Annotated in this window: 10 protein-coding genes; 2 read left to right on the forward strand and 8 right to left on the reverse strand. The window is 57.5% G+C overall.

The annotated features are described in order from the left end of the window. Positions 1-25: 25 nt before the first annotated feature. The 4 genes from ACP7C6_RS19790 to ACP7C6_RS19805 form a co-directional block, all read right to left on the reverse strand. A complete protein-coding gene (locus ACP7C6_RS19790; protein ID WP_426109144.1) occupies positions 26-5,308 on the reverse strand; it encodes a dermonecrotic toxin domain-containing protein in 5,283 nt (1,760 codons plus the stop codon). A 297-nt stretch (positions 5,309-5,605) separates the two neighbouring features. After that, positions 5,606-10,801, reverse strand: a complete 5,196-nt coding sequence (locus ACP7C6_RS19795; RefSeq protein WP_426109145.1) for an NEL-type E3 ubiquitin ligase domain-containing protein — start codon at positions 10,799-10,801, stop codon at positions 5,606-5,608. Positions 10,802-10,968: 167 nt separating this feature from the next. After that, complete coding sequence (locus ACP7C6_RS19800) at positions 10,969-11,109, reverse strand: hypothetical protein (RefSeq protein ID WP_164671641.1); 141 nt, start codon at positions 11,107-11,109, stop codon at positions 10,969-10,971. 174 nt (positions 11,110-11,283) lie between these two features. After that, complete coding sequence (locus tag ACP7C6_RS19805) at positions 11,284-12,225, reverse strand: DnaJ C-terminal domain-containing protein (protein WP_068935292.1); 942 nt, start codon at positions 12,223-12,225, stop codon at positions 11,284-11,286. A gap of 238 nt (positions 12,226-12,463) precedes the next feature. Between ACP7C6_RS19805 and ACP7C6_RS19810 the strand changes: the two genes are divergently transcribed. After that, on the forward strand, positions 12,464-13,732 hold the full coding sequence (locus ACP7C6_RS19810; protein WP_028615546.1) for an Hsp70 family protein: 1,269 nt from the start codon (positions 12,464-12,466) through the stop codon (positions 13,730-13,732). 101 nt (positions 13,733-13,833) lie between these two features. Here the strand turns inward: ACP7C6_RS19810 and ACP7C6_RS19815 are convergent, their stop codons facing one another. From ACP7C6_RS19815 to ACP7C6_RS19825, 3 genes are all read right to left on the reverse strand, one after another. Then, entirely contained in the window at positions 13,834-14,847 is a 1,014-nt protein-coding gene (locus ACP7C6_RS19815; protein WP_016976954.1) for an AI-2E family transporter, read from the reverse strand. Positions 14,848-15,028: 181 nt separating this feature from the next. Beyond that, on the reverse strand, positions 15,029-15,328 hold the full coding sequence (locus ACP7C6_RS19820) for a PsiF family protein (RefSeq protein ID WP_016976953.1): 300 nt from the start codon (positions 15,326-15,328) through the stop codon (positions 15,029-15,031). A 71-nt stretch (positions 15,329-15,399) separates the two neighbouring features. Next, on the reverse strand, positions 15,400-16,188 hold the full coding sequence (locus ACP7C6_RS19825; RefSeq protein ID WP_028615545.1) for an AraC family transcriptional regulator: 789 nt from the start codon (positions 16,186-16,188) through the stop codon (positions 15,400-15,402). A gap of 97 nt (positions 16,189-16,285) precedes the next feature. Here ACP7C6_RS19825 and ACP7C6_RS19830 point away from each other — a divergent pair, with 97 nt between their 5' ends. After that, positions 16,286-17,155 (forward strand): DMT family transporter, encoded by an 870-nt coding sequence (locus tag ACP7C6_RS19830; protein ID WP_028615544.1) that lies wholly within the window; start codon positions 16,286-16,288, stop codon positions 17,153-17,155. Here the strand turns inward: ACP7C6_RS19830 and ACP7C6_RS19835 are convergent. Beyond that, complete coding sequence (locus ACP7C6_RS19835) at positions 17,152-18,042, reverse strand: esterase/lipase family protein (RefSeq protein ID WP_068935290.1); 891 nt, start codon at positions 18,040-18,042, stop codon at positions 17,152-17,154. The two genes, ACP7C6_RS19830 and ACP7C6_RS19835, sit on opposite strands and share 4 nt — an antisense overlap. Positions 18,043-18,131 lie beyond the last annotated feature (89 nt).

Consider the following 18,131-nt stretch of genomic DNA (forward strand, 5'->3'; position numbering starts at 1 on the left):
ACCCGGTGCCTGCGCTCAACCGCCATCAACTGACGGGTTCAACGGTGAAAGGGATTTCCACCCGTCGCAATTTCGCCCGATCAATCGCCTGGCCAGTGATCGTCTTGAGCGTTGCTTTCATCTCATCCTCAATCACTTTCACCTCGGCAACATACTCGTCATCGGTCATGACGGTACCCGGGGCATACGCACTCTCCGGTTTTCTCAATTCAGAACCCAGCACCCTGATTTCAATCTTCAACTGTTCCTTTTGCTCGAGGGAAAGCTCGGTGCCTCGCGCGCGCTCCTCCAGCGCCATATAGAACTCGGTAGTGAGGTCCAGCCGGCGCCTGAAACCTTTGAACGTGCTGCGATTGGAGCCTTCAACGTAGGATGTCCAGAACGGTTGATCGAGGAGCACGTCATCCAGTAAATCCCCAGCCTCAAGGTCCATCACGCGTTGATAGGCAGCATCGATCATTGCCTTATCAACCCCGGCAATCCTTCTGAATTGCATCTTGCGAAACTGCCAGGGCAAGTCCAGCCGTTCTGCCAGATCGGTCATGAACGCCATATGCACCTCAACTTCGTCGATGGTTCCCTGGACCTCGCCGTCAGCACCGACTCGCGTGAACTCCTCACCCTGCTCCAGGCGCTCGGCGACCGTCTTGTGGGCGATCCTGGTCAATTCGTCCAGCCGCCCCTTACCCCGTGCCAGCGTGGCCAGCTCGGTTTCCACCAGGCCGGGATTGCCCAACTCATACGCCTCATGAATCAGCACCTCCATGCCCATGGCGTTGAACAACTGCGCACCGGCATCGACACACGAAGTGCCGGGTTCAGCCATGGTGAACAACTTCAAGCGCAACTCCGTGTTCTCGGCCATGGCGTCGAGCATTCGCCACACCTTGGCAGTCAGGTCGACCCGGTAAAGCGTGTCATTGACGTAATGGGACGATTGGGTCAGTTTGCGGATCTCGTTGAAAAACTGAACCGATCCGGTCTCGTCCTCGACGCTGTTCCAGACCTTCTGCCGGATGACCCACTCGGATCGAGACATGCCCTCTTCCCAGTAGAGGCTATCGCGCACGCCACGCGGCGGATAAGGGCGATCGGGGTCAAGGCCGACGGACTCGATGTAATCGCGCAACGTCTGCAAATTGTCTGCTGAAAGAAATTCCGGATCACGGCTCACCACGGTTCGCGCCAGTATTTCCGCCTGGACCGAACCACGGGGTACTGCAGGAATATCGGTGAGCAGGTTTTGCTGCAGATCCAGGTAAAAATGCCGCAACCGCGGTTGCGCGAACAGGCCACTCGGCCAGCTTCGAATGCGTGTGTCCGCCAACAGAAGCGTATGCAACAGGCTCATCCTGCTTACATCTGGAGGGGTTCTCAATGGGTTACCCACCAGGTCCAGTGTATTGAGCCGTGTGAGCACTGCCAGGTCGGCGATGCCTCGCGCGTCCATCACAATCTGGTTACCGCGCAGGTTCAAGTCGGTCAAGGCACGCATGCGCCCGAGTGCATTCGGAATGCGCGTGAGCAAATTGTCGTTGGCGCTCAGCGAGCGCAAACGAGGGAAATGATCGAGGAACGAAATGTGTATATTGGACAATTCGGTGCTGCTCAAATCCAGCCGGGTGACGTGATCGAAATTGCCTTCCAGAGTAGGCATGGTGTTCAGGTGCCGTCCTAGCGGAACATTGTGTAAATCCAGCACCGAGCCCTGCAGGTTGCCGAACGAATCCACGTCGCGCAGACCGCTGTGCTGCCAGCACTCCCGCACAGCCTTGTATAGCGCATTGCGCGACTGCCATTCCGCAACCCCGGCTGGCGAGTAGCGGAACGCTTCGGTCGGCGAGCTTAACCAGCGTTGAAAGTTCGCGTTGAGCCTATTGAACTCCGCTTCCAGCGCGCTCGCCCTTTGCTCGATATCGGCATCACTTCCGCCTGCCTGCAGATAGGCCTCGGCTTCAGCCTCTGACCATCCGGGGCGCACGACGCGCACTCGCACTTGGGGCGTCAGTTGCCCGGTGACTTGACCCAGCCCCTGAGAAACTCCGCGCATGCCGCCTCGCACGCGCATAGTCAGCGGGTCATAGTGCGGCTTGCGCACCGGATTATCCGCCAGCAAGGCAGTGAACCTGTCTCGTGGCAAGGGGTCTTGTAGAACGGCCTGTTTGAGCGTGGCCCCCTGGTTGATCTGATAGCCCAACGCATCTCGCTCGGCGTCGGGGAGGGCATGCAATATGGAGCCATAGAGATCGTCGGGCCCATAGAGGTGCAAGTCGTTGGCGTCACGGGCTTCGTACTTTCCATTTTCGCTGACGAGCACCCGGCAAATGTCAGCATCAACCGGGCCGAGGCTGTTGTTCAAAGGTCCGTCAAACGAAGATCCACGGATTTCAATCCGTACATTTTCCGGCCACTCGGGTAACGCCTGTAGAGAATGCAACGCCAGTCGCTCGGTGTCTGCACCGTAGGCCACATCGAAAAACAACCCTTCATAGGCGCGTGCAACTCGAGACGTCAGCGCGGCAACTCGCGCCCGTTCCTGCAACGCCAGCGGGATGTGTGCAGAGTCGGTAATCTTCGGCAAATCCTCAGCCGCGACGTCAGCCAACAACGCCTCGGCAGCGGCCGTGGAAAGCCCGCTGAATGCATCCTGCAACACCACTGCCTGCGGCGAGCCGGTTTGCCGTCCCGCACGGTTGAGCACATTAAACAAGGAGTCGCTTTGCAGCTTCGCCTGCTCGGCCAACTTGTTTTTCAAGGCATTGATGCGCAGGGGTTGCTCTCGGGAAATGCCCTGTCCAAACATGGCCCGAATGTCGGCTTCGCTCATAAACTTCACCGCAAACTCAGGCAGTTTTCCTGCGCGTATTTCGGCGCGGGTAATCTTCAAAGTGTTCGCTGGCGATGCGTCGACGTCACCAAACTTTATCGAGGTGCCCCAATGTTCGGCGCCTTCAAATAGCTCGATGCCGATGTGCTCGGGCCATCCCGGCAGCTCCAGCAGCAAGTGTGGCATCTGCTCAATAAAGGCCTGCGGCACCTGATCGAGTTTGATCTGCTCCGGCAAGTTGCCTACCTCGGCCCACGCTTTGAAGCGTCCCAGGGTGTCGAGCAACACGGCAGGCGGTGGCTGGTTGACCACATGCAGCCTGCGCAACTCGTCCTCGCCTACACCGCTAGCCACACGAACTTGCTCCAGCGTCGCATCGGAAAGACCTTCCGCCATGGGTCCAAGTCGGCGCATGAGAGTAGGCTTGTCCCACTCGAGCGGACGCTCAAGTTCAGTCTTCCAGCCGCCGGCACCGTTGTGTTCGAGTTTGGGCTGATACGCTTTCGGTCGACTCGGATGCGGCATGCATGACTGGCCTGTGCGCGGATCATCGCGAACCTCGAAATGCTGGCCGTCATGTTTGAGGATGTCTTTGTTGCTGTGCCGAAACAGGCCCTGCTCATTGGGCTTCGCATCGGTGGCCAAGGCAATGTCATGGGCGTAGGGGGCCAGGTTCTTGTTCCACAGGCGCATGCTGCCATCGGGCAGTTGAACCGGTTTCAGGTTGTCGATGAGCGAGGATGGCCTGACCGGCGTGGCGGTACCACCCGGCAGGACATGCCCCGCCATCATCAGCGCCAACTGCGCCGCATTGATCATCACCCCGACCAGATGGGCCGCCGCTTCTTCCTTGTCGCCCTTGCTCCACTCCTCTATACCCTCCATGGTTTCGAGGAGCATTTGCCCCACCATGACTGCCAGCAGCGGTCCGGCCAGGCCAGGCACGAGCATGGCGCCGAAATTGAACACATTCCAACCGATATTCAGGTAGGTGGTCAGCCGGTTCCAGCGCGTGGCAGCGTCTTCATCGTCAGTCAGCACCGCGATCTGCCGTGCGTCCGCTATCGCCTTTTCCCTGCGCCAGCGACCCATTCGCGGCCACAAATCGCCGGGGATGACGTTGGTGATAGGTTCGGCGTTGGGGTTTTCGACGGCGGTTTCGCGCCACCAGGGGCCCATGTCCAATGGGCCACGGGCAGTCCAGGTATAGGTCGTGAGGCGCTCACGCACGCGGGCAAAGAACCGGCCCTTGTCTTTGTGCGCAATAAATCGACTAAAAAACTCCTGGTAACTCGGCGAACGCAGTTGGCCCAGCAATACCTTCATGAAGTCCGCGAGGGAGTCATACTCTTTGATGGGGTGATCAGGATCATCGGGTACATAAACCAGCAATGTGCCGTCCAGACGGCTCTGCTCGTAAAGATCATTGCGTTTCATCATGGCTTCGACCAAGCCCTTGGGCCCATTGGCGAAGAACGCCTTCAACAACTTGAATTGGTCAAATTCCTGTCCTGGCAACAGGGTCAGGCGTCGCGACCACTCCATCAGCGTTCGCTGGTGCTGCGGCACCAAGCTGTCATAAAGCCGTTTGACTTCGGAAGGGTCCGCAACGGCGCTGAACAATACAACTCCCGAGACGTTAAAACCCATCAGCGAGAGCCGATGGCAATGCAAAGGGCGATTACCCAATAGCACGCCCTGATTACCTTGGTGGATCTGCAACAGTTTTGCCCAACTCCCTGAAGAAACGTCGTTCTTCAAATAGGCAATGAAAGACGATTCTTTGAAGGCGGCTTTTTCAATATCCATTTCTTGTTTGGCGACGGCCGACATAGCGGCTGCCTGCTCGGGCATCAACAAGGCCTTTATATGCGTTTGATATTGCGCCCCTAGATCGAGCTTGCGGCACAAGGTCGCAAATTTTTCTACGGTCAACTCATGGCGCTGCAACGCGTTGGTGCTGTCGAGGGTGAAGATGCCGGAACCATCGCGAAACGCACCTGCCAACGTTTCCGGCTGCTCAAAGTTGTGCAGTGCCGCTTCCAGTAATGAAGATTGCCGCATCCGGCTGGCATTGTTATCGATGCCGGGAAACAGAGGGGCCGGGATGTATAACCGAATCACGGTCGTATTGACGTCCAGTTCCAGTTGTAATTCGTCTTTCAGTGCGGCAACGAGCAACGGCTCGGCAAAGGCATTGATGTCCTGCTGCAAGTTTTCCAGCGTTGTTTGCAGCGGGCCCTGGAGTCGCCAGCGTCTATCAATCAAGTCGTCAAGATATTCTTGATTCATGCGCCGCGCATTGATGTACCACTCAGGAAAACTCGGTTGCGTGTTGATGATCGATATCAATACCGAGGGCGGAGCGTCTTTTATCGGCGTCGGCAACTTGCTCAGCAGATAATCACGGTAGACGTTCGGCTGCCCCGCGACAGCTGAGTACAATACATCAACGGTGGAACTACTCGTTAGCTGGCTCATCTTGCATATCCTATGCAGTAAATTCACTTGCCAGTGTCAGTGAGCCCCAAACAAAAAAAAAGATTAAAAAATGGCTGAAAACAACACAATCCAGTTGAAGTTACATTGAATTTTGCCTGCTGAAAAACAAGTAATTACCGCGCACTTAGTTCCCACATATATAGGCACGGCGGCAAAGTATTTTTAGCGCCCGGCACACAGGGCATCGGAGCTTGGATTCATCCTTTTGATCACTCGGCCATGCGCCCCCCGACTGTTGTTCTTACACCATCCGGGGGGCTATTCATCTACCAAGGCTCACTCTTCCAGGTTGAGTATTTCCTGAGGAGTCAGCAGATCGATGAGCTTGCGCTCAGTCAGCTGTTTTTCCTCAGCCAACGCCGTGAACTGGCGGTTGTATTCACCACTGCTCATCGTGCCGCTGGCTAGCTCAAGCTGCGCCATACGACTGTAGATAGGCTCGTCAGCCAACTCGAACCTGGAACGATATTTATCCTTCAGGTACTCGCCCCAGAAGTCTCGACGCGCAATCGACTCAATCTCCTGCTTCGAATCCCGCAGGCTATTCACATGGTCCTCGGCAGCGCGCAGCTTTGCTCGCGACACGTATTGGTGACCGGTGTATTCAGCTTGCTTGGGCTGCCCGGGCAATTGGAGTCTGTCGCGCAGACTCACCCGATAAGACAGTCGTACTTCGATTTGATCCATCAACAACAGCTGATTGCCCTTTTCACGCGTCGACACGTCGGTGCTGAGAATCAGCTGAACGCGCTCTTTGATATCGTTGAGCGCAAATGCCTCGACCTCATCCAGGCGGAACAGACCTTTGGCCAATTTGAGCAATTCAACGCCCGCGTCAGCCTCACCGACCTGCGCCAACGCTTTATGAATCTGCACCTTGATTTCCAGCTCGCTAAACACCAGCGCGGCCCGATCACTGCACGTCTGTGGTTCGCCCGCAGCCTCGAACAACTCGCGACGCAGTGCTTCATTTTGTTCTGCCGCATGCAGCACCGCCCACACCCGCGCGTTGAGATCGGAATATGACTTTTTGTATTCGGCCGTTTCTTTCAACTTTTCCAACAACCGGAAAAATTCTTCGCTCTCACTGACTATGCTGCCCCCCTCTCCTCCTGCCGCTTCTCGCTCCAGAGCCTCAGCGTCGAGTAGCGCCCACTGTACTTTTCTCGCGGCCTGCTCAGCCGTCGAAAAGCCTTTCAACCAATGCTCAACTCTCTGCGTCGATGGCGCTAAAGTGCCGCCGTCTGCGCCACGTTCAGCCGGGCCATCCGGAGGAACTGGCATCAAGCCGGCCTGATCGTCATCCAGAAAGATACGCGTCAGTATGTCGGCATACTGCTGCATGCCTTGATCAGAAAGGGGATTGCCATTGAGTTCAGTGACTTCCAACACACGGTTGATGTCAGGCGCATGCTCCGCTGATGGATTCACCGCCCATTCAGGAAACGAGGTGAGCTGGTTATCACGTAAGTCAAGCATGACTAGCTCCGCTTGATCACGCAGCCCGACAGGCCATTCGGTGAGACCGCAGGCTTGTAGTCGGACGTGGGTCAGGTCCGGCATCTGACTAAAGTCAGGGAGAAGCCCAAGTGGATTGTGGCTCAGTTCGAGATATTTCCAGTGAGTCATCTTCGCCAAAGCGTCGGCTGATTGCTCTGTCAGGGTGATGTTGTTATTGGAAACATTCAGATAAATCAGCGAGGATTTATCAGTGATCATTGTCGGCAACTCAACCAGCCCGTTGGACTGCAACTGCAACTGCACAATAGACGGAAACGAGTCCAGGAACTCCGTGGGCACCTCCGTGAGTCCCATGTTACTCAGGTTCACAAAGCGCACGTGGGAGAAGTAGCCTTTCATCGCAGGCAGCTCCCCGGCGGTGCGGCCGTGAAGATCGAGCTCATACCCCAATGCCCTACCGTTTGGCCCGTACTTCATCGTACCTGCGCGCTTCTGCCAGCAGCGCTGAAGCTTTTCTGCGACTACGGCCTTTTCATACGGCTCGACAGCGACGATCCTGCCATCCGGCAGTACGCGAGTACTCGGTGTTGACTTCCATTGCTGCAACTCGTTGCGCAGAACTTCCAGCTCTGCCTCAAAATTGACCAGATACTTCTCACGTTGAGTGCCTATCTGCCCCAGAAACTTGTCAATTTGTGCATCGGTATAATCAGGAAACAGTCTCAAGACCCTGTGCCTGTCTCTTAACAGCCGGGGCTCGCCAGTCCCACGACCACTTAACGGATAACCCAGACGCCCATTGCTCCAGCGTGTGGGCGCCTTGAACCAGGGTCTGATCGGCTGCATCTTCAATACCGAGCGCAGCTCTTCCCGTGAAAGCAGGTGCTGCTTGATCAACGTTTCCAGGGCTGGCCCCTGGTTCACGTCAGGCAAGCCCAATGCAGTGCGATGGTCATCGGGCAGAGCATGTTGAAGGGCAGCGAAGAAATCGTCGGGCCCATGCAATTCAAGATCATTCCCGTCACGCGCCTCATACAAGCCGTCGTTTTTTTGGACAAGCACCTTGGTACTCTTAGCCTCTATAGCGCCGGCACTGGCCCGTAGTTGTCCATCAAACGAACCCTGTCGAACTTCAATACGCAAATCAGCTGGCCAGCCAGAGAGTTTCTTCAGCGAATTAAGCACGAGCTTCTCTGTATCCGGGTTGATCAACGCGTCCAGATAAAGCCCCTCGTAGGCACGCGCCAGACGCACTTCACGCTGGGCGATGCGCAAGGCCTCCGCCAATTTGAGCGGTATGGGCTTGGTCTGCAGCGTGTCGGCGAAGTCCCATTTGGCCATTTGTTGCCGTTCAGCACTGCTGGCCTCTTGCAGAAGCGCTTTGATCACTTTCATGGACACACCGCGAAAGCGTGCCCAAATCAAATTGGCTCGAGGGTCGCTGACGTCGGTATCGGCCCTGTAAAAATCATTGAGTAGCTGAGCTTTACGGCGTTCGGCAACCTTGGCAACGGTCGCGCGCAGTGTTGCAACACGTGCGTCGAGGAGGCCGCGCGGAGTTCCAGGCGCTTGCTCCAGTAGCGTATTGGTTTCGCTCTCATCCAGGGCTTCCAGAAGCGTCGGCAGCAGTTCCCCGTTGCGCAACTGCAAATCATGGATCTGCACGGTACGTATTTCGCTCTGTGGACTGTGTGAGCTGAGATATCTCCAGAGTGTCTTGGCCTGTGCGTCGATCACTCGCATCGAGACCTGTTCTGGCCACTTGCAGTAACGCGTCATGACATGCAACTGACTGATCGAGTGGTCCTGAGTAGATAAGGTCGAGGAATCATCCTTCATGGCGGCGATGAACGTTTCGACCTGTTTGTACGCGTCGAAGCGACTGATCGTATCGGCCAGCAGTGGCCCTGGCGGCTCGTTCTCGACATGCATTCTGCGCAACACGTCTTCAGAGGTGTCGCTGACATGGCGAATCTGCTCCAGTTCGGTATCGCTGAACTCACTGACTGAATGCCCAAGGCGCCTCATCAACTGGGGGCCCTCCCAGGTTCGCGGCTGTTCCAATTCATGATTCCAGGCACCGGAGCCGTTGGTATTCAGCTCGGGAGCATAGGCATTGAGGCGTGTGGGGTGCTGCATCCGATACCTGCCCGTGGCCACGTCTTCCTGCACGGCGTAGTGACTGCCGTCCAGCGGCAGAACATCTCGCCCATCAAAGCGATGAAGACCCTGTGCGTTGGGTCGGGAGCTTTCCGGCAACGTCATGTCCAACTGATAGGGCTTGAGGTCCGGCTTCCACAAACGTGTCTTGCCACTGGGGAGCACGACGGCTTTGAGCTCTTCGATAAAAGGTGAAACCGCGAAATGGAATACTGGCGCCAACGCCAACATGGTTGCCAGGTTCTCCACGACATCAGTGATATGCGCCCAGCCTGCCTCCCTGTCACCCCGGCTCAACTCACGAACACCTTCAATCGTCTCGAACAACAATTGGTTTGCGGTGATCAATAACATCGCGGCGCCTGCGGGCGGCACAAAGAACGCGGCAATACCCACGATGAACAGGCCGACGTTCAGATAATTGGAGAGTCGGCGCTCGCGAGTGAGGTTGTCCTCGGCAGCCGTAGACACAGCCAGCACCTGGGCGTTCTCGAGGATACGTCGGCGGTGCTGCAGGTACATTTCAAACCAGATGCCGGACATACCCAGCCACTGCATGTCGAGCGAGATCTTCAGGTGCAGGTCGATGTTTTCCAGGGGATCGCGCCGCCAGTGCCGGTCAACCAAAGGACCGACCAATCTGGAGGCCGGCTCAAGGTACTTCAGATAGGTTCGCACCCCGTCTGTCCAATAGGCACCGGACGGGAAGTCTTTGACTTTCTCGGTGAATCGAAGAAAAAACCGGCCGCGGTCCTTTTCCGACACGAAGCGGCTGAAAAACCGCTGGTAGTCGGTGAGCACATCCCGGCCACTGTCGATCCTGCTCCCCTGCGGCCGGTACAGCAGTTTATGGGTAAGTTCCTCTTCAAACTCGGCCAATGACGCGTAATGTTTGACCGGATGTTCGGGATCGTCCGGAATATAAACAATGACATAGCCGCCGTCGTAGCGATTCTCGTGCGTGGGGAAAAACAGCGCGCACTCGGCAATGTCATATCCCATCAATCGCATTGGGCTATAACTGATCAATCGACGTATGTCGTTATCTTTGACCTCGAACTTATCGCTGATCAACTCGACCAATAAATCATAATGTTTGCGCTCAATATCCTTTTTCAGCAAGGCGGCAAACGCGGCGGCCTTCAGGGCTGCTTTTTTATTATTGATAAAGGGCACACGACCCAGCTCAAATCTTCCGCCGGGGCCATAGAGCTTATCTTTTATATGTTTCTCATATTGCCCACCGATGTCCAGCTTGCGACAAATGGTAACGAACGTCTCAACCTTCATCGGCGCTGGTCGGATGACATCGAAATGCCCCCGCGCATCGGGCTCAGTGATAAACAACGACTCGCCGTCGAAGTAACCCGCCTCAGCTTCAAAGGCTTCGAAATTATGCAGAGCCGCCTGTAACAAGGAAAAAGTCCTGCTACGAAAGTCGCCCGTTTGAACGCCTGTCGGAAGGCCGAAAAACTTATACTCCACTGGGTAATACAGGCGCAGCCAGGTAGTGTCGACATCCAGCTTGACGCCTGCTTCGGCCAAGGCTGCGGTTAATTTTGGTTTAGCGTAGGCGGTGATGTTCTGCACGTCCCCGAGAAACTTTTCCCATTCATTTTGCGCATGACAGTCAGCCTCCAGTAACTGTTTTAATTGCTTCTGTTCCTCAGTGGAACATTTTTCATACCAGTCTGGAAGGTCAGGATTGGTGTCTTTAAGCACTTTACGCCGCACGGGTGAAGCGCCAATGAGGCAGCCTGGGATGATATTTTTAATCAAGTCAAAATGAATACCCTTGTCGTTGCTCTCGGGATTATCACCAGCGACATTTACTACTGAATTTCCAGTCATTTCACACATTCCATATGCAGTTGAATTCAATAACCGTTTTAGGCATTACCGATAAAAAATAAATTAATGCCCGCCGGGCAGCTCTTGACCCGAGAACAGAATTAACCATTTAAATAAGTGCAAAAAAGAATAGTCTTTTATTGCTTTTATCAGGAACGTCGACTGCGTTAACTATGTATGCAGAAACGAACGAAGTGCGCCTGGTTGAACCAAGACGGCACACGGTCTTTCAGGAAGTCGTAGTGAGCACCGCGAGCGCTGGCGTTGAACACACCAACGGGGGTGGCAGTTGCAGTAGGGTTTGACATGGCGGATCGTCCTTGACGGGTGACAAAGACACCAGCCTATAGAACGATCCGACACGGTCGGACTGCATAGATATTGTGCAGGCAGCCTGAGTGCATGGGGGGCTCTTGCGTTTTTCGCGAGCACGGCATGGACCCCTGCCTCGCCCCTCCACTGGACAGCGTCAGGGCTTACGATCAGCTATTCCAGGTTTGCCTCGGATCGAAGTCAGCGTTTTTCGCCAACGCCTGCCACAACGCCTTGGCCTCTTCGTCGACCTCTTTGGGCATCACCACCTTGAGCTGAATAAACAGGAAGCCGCGCTCCCCGCTCTTGTTCAGCAAGCCATGGCCCTTGGCGCGCATGCGCTGGCCGTTCTGGCTGCCAGCAGGCACCTTGAGGTTGATCTTGCCGGTCAGCGTCGGCACAGCCACTTCCGTGCCCAACGCCAACTCCCACGGTGCCAGGGGCACTGTGATTACCAAGTCCTGACCTTCCACCTCGAACTTAGCGTGCGGTGCAAACTTGATGATCAGGTACAGATCACCATTGGCCCCGCCGCCAATCCCCGGTGCGCCCTGCGCCTTGAGGCGGATGCGCTCACCGTCGGCCACGCCGGCGGGGATCTTCACGTTCAGGCTCTTGGTAGTGTTGCTCACATGCCGGCCCGAGGCATCGTATTGCGGCACCTGGAAGCTGATCTGCTTGGACTCGGTGGACAGTGTCTCTTCAAGGGACACTGTCATTTGCATCTCCACGTCCTGACCCTTGCGCCCAGCCGGACGGCGCTGGCCGCCACCAAACGCATCGCCACGGGAGCCGAAGATCGAACTGAAGAAGTCCGAGAAATCCTCACCGCCACCGCCGCCAAAGCCGCCACGGCTCTGCCAGCCCGGTGGTCCCTGGAAAGGTTGGCCATGCTGGCCGTATTTGCGCAGTTCGTCGTATTCGGCGCGTTTGTCAGCGCTCTTGAGCGCCTCATAGGCTTCGGACGCGTCCTTGAACTTGGCTTCGGCGTCTTTTTCCTTGCTCACATCCGGATGATATTTGCGCGCAAGCTTGCGATAGGCCGCCTTGATTTCCTTGTCGTCGGCCGTCGGCTCTACGCCCAATATCTTGTAGTAGTCTTTGAAATCCATCGGCGGTTCACCATCCTTAATCGAGATCGCACAGCCCGGGGCACAGCGTGCGCTGCATTGCACCTGTTGAGTGATGTGGCCTGGGGGTGCGTCAAAGTGTTATCGGCACTTGCCGTATGCAGCAGATGTGGGGGCAAATCCCCAGGTTTCAAGCACGATTTAACAGATGGTCGGCCTACGCATCCGGCGTCGACTGGCATACACTGCGCGGCCGTTTTTCAACCGGAACCTGATTGTCATGGAAAACTCATCCCCAGCCCGTGCCTGCGGCATCGACTTTGGCACGTCCAACTCCACCGTCGGCTGGATCCGCCCCGGCGAGGAGACGCTTATCGCGCTGGAGGACGACAAGATCACCCTGCCGTCGGTGGTGTTCTTCAACTTCGAGGAACGCCGCCCGGTGTACGGCCGCCTGGCGCTGCATGAGTACCTGGAAAACTACGAAGGCCGACTGATGCGCTCGCTCAAGAGCCTGTTGGGCTCCAAGCTGATCAAGCACGACACCAGCGTGCTCGGCACGGCGATGCCATTCACCGACCTGCTGGCGCTGTTTATCGGCCAGCTCAAGAGCCGCGCCGAAGCCAATGCCGGCCGTGAGTTTGAAGAAGTGGTGCTGGGTCGTCCGGTGTTTTTCGTCGACGACGACCCAATGGCTGACCAGGAGGCCGAGAACACCCTGGTCGACGTGGCACGCAAGATTGGCTTCAAGGACATCTCGTTCCAGTACGAGCCGATTGCCGCCGCGTTCGACTACGAGTCCACCATCCAGAAAGAAGAGTTGGTACTGATTGTCGATATCGGCGGCGGTACCTCCGACTTCTCCTTGGTGCGCCTGTCACCGGACCGTCGCCACAACGACAACCGCCAGAGCGACATCCTCGCCACCGGCGGCGTGCACATCGGCGGTACTGACTTCGATAAACAGCTCAGCCTGCAAGGCATGATGCCGCTGTTCGGCTACGGCAGCCGCATGAAAAGCGGCGCCTACATGCCCACCAGCCATCACATGAACCTCGCCACCTGGCACACCATCAACTCGGTGTACTCGCAAAAATCCCAGTTGGCGTTGGGCAGCATGCGCTACGACATCGAAGACACCGGTGGCATCGACCGCCTGTTCAAGCTGATCGAACAGCGCGCCGGGCATTGGTTGGCGATGGAAGTGGAAGAAACCAAGATCCAACTGACCCACGAAGACAGCCGCCATGTGGCGCTGGACCGCATCGAAGCAGGCCTGAGCGTAGACCTGAGCCGGGCGCTGTTCGAGTCGTCCATCGACAGCTTGCTGGAGCGTGTGCGCGGGAGCGTGACGCAACTGCTCAACGACGCATCGGTGAGCGTGGCACAAGTGGACACGGTGTTTTTTACCGGCGGCTCCAGCGGGATTCCGGCGCTGCGCCACAGCATTTCGGCGATGCTGCCGAATGCGCGGCATGTGGAAGGCAATATCTTTGGCAGCATCGGCAGCGGGTTGGCCATCGAAGCCAGCAAGCGCTACGGCTGCTAAAAAGATCGACTGTAGGAGCGAGCTTGCTCGCGAAAAACCTGAGAGCGCTGCGTTATCGTTGGCGTTCTTCGCGAGCAAGCTCGCTCCTACAGGTTACTGCGTCAAACCATCCCACCGAGCTTCAGCTCACTCTTCAAATACGCATAATAAATCGGCCCCGCCACCACACCCGGCAGGCCGAACGCGGCCTCAAACACCAACATCGCCAGCAGCAACTCCCACGACTTGGCACTGATCTGCCCGCCCACGATCCGCGCATTGAGGAAATATTCGATTTTGTGGATCACGATCAGATACCCCAACGCCGCCACTGCCACCCAGATCGACAGCGACAGCGCGACGATGGTGATCAGGGTGTTGGACATCAGGTTACCAATGACCGGCAGCAGGCCGAGCAGGAACGTGAGGACGATCAGGGTTTTGGTCAACGGCAGGTGAATCCCGCACAACGGCAGCACCACGGCGAGGAACACGGCAGTGAAGGCGGTGTTGAGCGCGGCGATCTTGATCTGGGCGAATACGATATTGCGAAAGGCCTGGACCAGCAGGTGCAGGCGGTCGAACAGCGCGGCGGCCAAGGGTTTGCGTTTGGTCAGGTCGGGGACGCGTTGCAGAGCGATGATGGCGCCAAGCACCATGCCGATCAGCAGGGTGACAAACATGTGGGCGGCGTCTTTGCCGACCAACTGCAACTCGCTCAGGTGCTTGCTTAGCCAGTCGCCGATGGCCACGCGGAACTCGGCGGCACTGGCAGGCAGGTAAGCGTCGAGGAACGGCGGCAACTGGCCGCGCGCGCGATCAACCACACCCATGAATTTATCGAGAGAGGCCCCGGGATTTTCCGCTTCGTGGAGCAGGAAGCTGATGGCGCCGGCGAAGATCAGGGTCAGCACGCTGACGATCAGGGTGCCGAGCAAGGCGACCGCCAGCCAGCGCGCACGCCGTCCTTCGATCAGCCGTTGCAGTTGGGGGGTCAGCATGTTGACCAGCTCGAACACCAGCAGGCCAGCCAGCAGGCTGGGCAGCAACTTGAGCGGCAGTACCAGCAGCAGTCCGCCAAAAATGATGATGTAGCTGGCCAGCAATATCACATGACGCTGAGAAAACGTTGGCATACAGCCTCAAAACGAACGGCGTTAAAGGATGTTGATGTAGGAGCGAGCTTGCTCGCGAAAAACGCAAGGACACCGCGTTTTAGTCTGAAGGCACGCGTTATCGTTCAGGTTTTTCGCGAGCAAGCTCGCTCCTACAGCAGGGCTGTGTGCGAGTGTCGCAGCCTTCTATGGCCTGGGGCTATTATTTCTTCAGGCAAGTGCTCATAAAGGTTTTGCGCGCGTCGCCGGTCAAGGCTTTGGTCTTGGCGTCCGCATTGCAGTCCTTCATCTTCTGCTGCTGTGGCGTAAGCGTCTTGGCGTCATTGGCTGCTGGAGCAGACAGACAGGTCTTCATGAAGGCCTTGCGGTCATCACCTTTAAGCGTCTTGGTGGTGGCTTCGGCGTTACAGGTGGTCATTTTATTTTGCTGAGCGGTGGCAGCAAAGCCTTGGGAACACAGCAGCAGGCCCATCATCAACAGCGGAATTCGCAGCATCTTCATGGAGTTTTCTCCCTGTTACCGCACCGAAGGGCACGGACTACCCAGCAGTGTAGTCAAAGCCTGTTACAACTTCACCGGGTACGGATATGCGTCCGTCGATACTGCTCCGGCGTACAGCCCGCCTGGCGCTGGAACATGGCGATAAAGGCCGAGGCGGTGCTGTAGCCCAGGTCAAACGCCACATGTTGCACGCTGCGTGGGCTGTCGAGGGCTTCGATGGCCGCCAGGTAGCGCAGACGCTGGCGCCATTCGCCGAAGCTCATGCCCAGCTCCCGCACAAACAGGCGCGCCAGGGTGCGTTCGCTCACGTGGACTTGTTCGGCCCAGTGCGCCAGGGGCCGGTTGTCGGCAGGATCGGCCTGCATGCCTTCGAGTACGCCGAGCAAGCCAGGGTGGCGGGCGTATGGCAGGAAGCATTCGTGGATCGGCGCCTGCTTGAGCTGGTCCACCAGCACCTGGGCCAGGCGGATGTCGGACTCGGTCTGCGGCATGTTCACGTCACGCTGGGCAAAATCGCTGAGGATGGCCTTGAGAATGTCGCTGATGGCCAGGGTGCAAGGCTGCTGGGGCAGTTGCTCACAAAGTTCCGGCGCCAGCCCCACCGAGTGATAGACGATCGCCTCGGCATTGTAGGAGCTGTGTTCGGTGTGAGGTGGCACCCACACCGCGTATTGCGGCGGCGACATGAAGCGGTTGCCGGCCACTTCCATGCGCATCACACCGCTGGCCGAGTAATCCAGCGAGCCCCAGAAATGCCGGTGCGGCGTGCACTCGGTGTCAGGCGCGAAATCCGAATAACGGAAGTACACCGGGCTCGGCAACCGGGGGAAATCCGCAAGACGTACGTTGTGCTTGGCCATATTGTCTGGATACAGAGGTGGTTTGTCTGGATCGCAGTATAGGCTTCGATCCAGACAATGGATAATCCTGCCTCATCAACACACTTGGTTACTTTCGATGCAATACGCTTATCCCTTGCTGGCCATTTTTATCTGGGCCGGCAACACCGTCGTCAACAAGCTGGCTGTGGGCGCACTGTTCCCGGCGGAAATTGGCTTTTACCGCTGGTTGCTGGCGGCGCTGCTGTTCACGCCGTTCATGATCAAGCCGGTGATCGCCAACTGGGCGCTGATCCGTCCGAACCTGGGCAAGGTGTTCATCCTCGGCGTGTTGGGCATGGCGGTTTACCAAAGCCTGGCGTATTACGCCGCGTCGCTCACCACCGCGACCAACATGGGCATCATCCTGTCGTTGATGCCGTTGATGGCACTGACGGCGGCGATCATCAGCCTCGGCCAACGCCTCACCTACGGCGCGATGACCGGTGCCGTGCTGTCATTCGCTGGCGTGGTGGTGGTGGTTTCCGCCGGCAGCCTCGACGCACTGCTGCAGCACGGGGTCAACCTGGGGGACGGCATGATGCTGGTCGCGACCCTGGCCTACGCGGTCTACAGCACTCTGCTGAAAAAATGGCAGCTGCGCCTGCCGCCGCTGGTGTTGCTGTATCTGCAGGTGCTGGTGGCGGTGGTGGTGCTGTTCCCGCTGTTTCTGTTTTCGGCGAAGGCTGGCTTGGGTTGGGCGAACATTCCACTGGTGCTGTATGCGTGCCTGTTAGCCTCGATGGTCGCGCCGCTGGCGTGGATGCATTCGGTGAAGACCTTGGGCCCGAGCCGCACCACGCTGTTTTTCAACCTGCTGCCATTGATCACCGCGCTGATTGCGGCGGTGGTGTTGAAGGAAGAGTTGGCGCTATACCACCTGGTGGGCGGCCTGCTGACCTTGGGCGGGGTAATTCTGTCGGAGCGTTGGACCACGCCGGTGCGTTAAACCCCGGCCTCCTTCAAGCGCCGGGCATGCTCGACAAACAGTCGGATCGGCTCGGCGCCCTTGCCCACCAGCCCCAGGGACTGGTTGACGATATCGAAGTGGTCCAGGGCGTAGTCATCGCCGATCACCAACCCCAAGTGTGAACTGTAGCGCCCGACCATGCCGTCACACTGGCCCTTTTCGCGCACGAAGCTGCGGGCGAACAGGCGGCAACTACGGTTCGTACCGTCGAACAGGTTACGACCACGGTCGGTAATGCCCGGCTGCAAGGTGCCGGACCATGAGTAATAACGCACGCCATTGACCTCTTCGGGCCCCTGCCCACCCCATGTCTGCGGCAGCCCCTGTGGATAATGCTGATTGAACAGCGCCACGCCCGCACTGGTCAGCGAGTGGTGGGATGCCTGCAGATCCGCCTTGAAGCGTGGCCCGCGATAGCCGGTTTCCAGCACGCCCATCAGCCAGGCGACTCCGTGAAACAGCGCGCTCATGATCCGCCCCTTCACGCCATCCACCGGGTAATTGAGGTGAATGTGGTCCGCCAACTCCGAGCCGTGGTTGGGCCCGGCCACGGACGTCACCGACGCCACCCATTCCGGGCGCTTGGCCGCCGCATACCGGGCGGTGAGCGAGCCCTGGCTGTGGCCGATCAAGTTGACCTTGTCGGCCCCCGTTTCACGGCGGATGCGCTCGATCTGCACCAGCAATTGCTCGCCGCGCACTTCGCTGGAATCCAGCGGCGCCACCTGCACGGGAAACACCTGCGCCCCGCCCGCCCGCAGCGCGGGGACGATACCGTACCAATAAGGAAACCACCCCAGGCGCACGAACCCGAGCATGCCAGGGACCAGCACCAGGGGATAACGCGTGGCTAACGACTGCGGCATGGGCCGAACGTCCTTGATCAGGAAAGACTCACCAGAGGCTAGCCCAGTCCCGCGACGCAGTGATGACATAAATCCGATAAAACTTTTTG

Source organism: Pseudomonas sp. TWR1-1-4, assembly GCF_049897165.1.
Lineage (GTDB): Bacteria > Pseudomonadota > Gammaproteobacteria > Pseudomonadales > Pseudomonadaceae > Aquipseudomonas > Aquipseudomonas canadensis.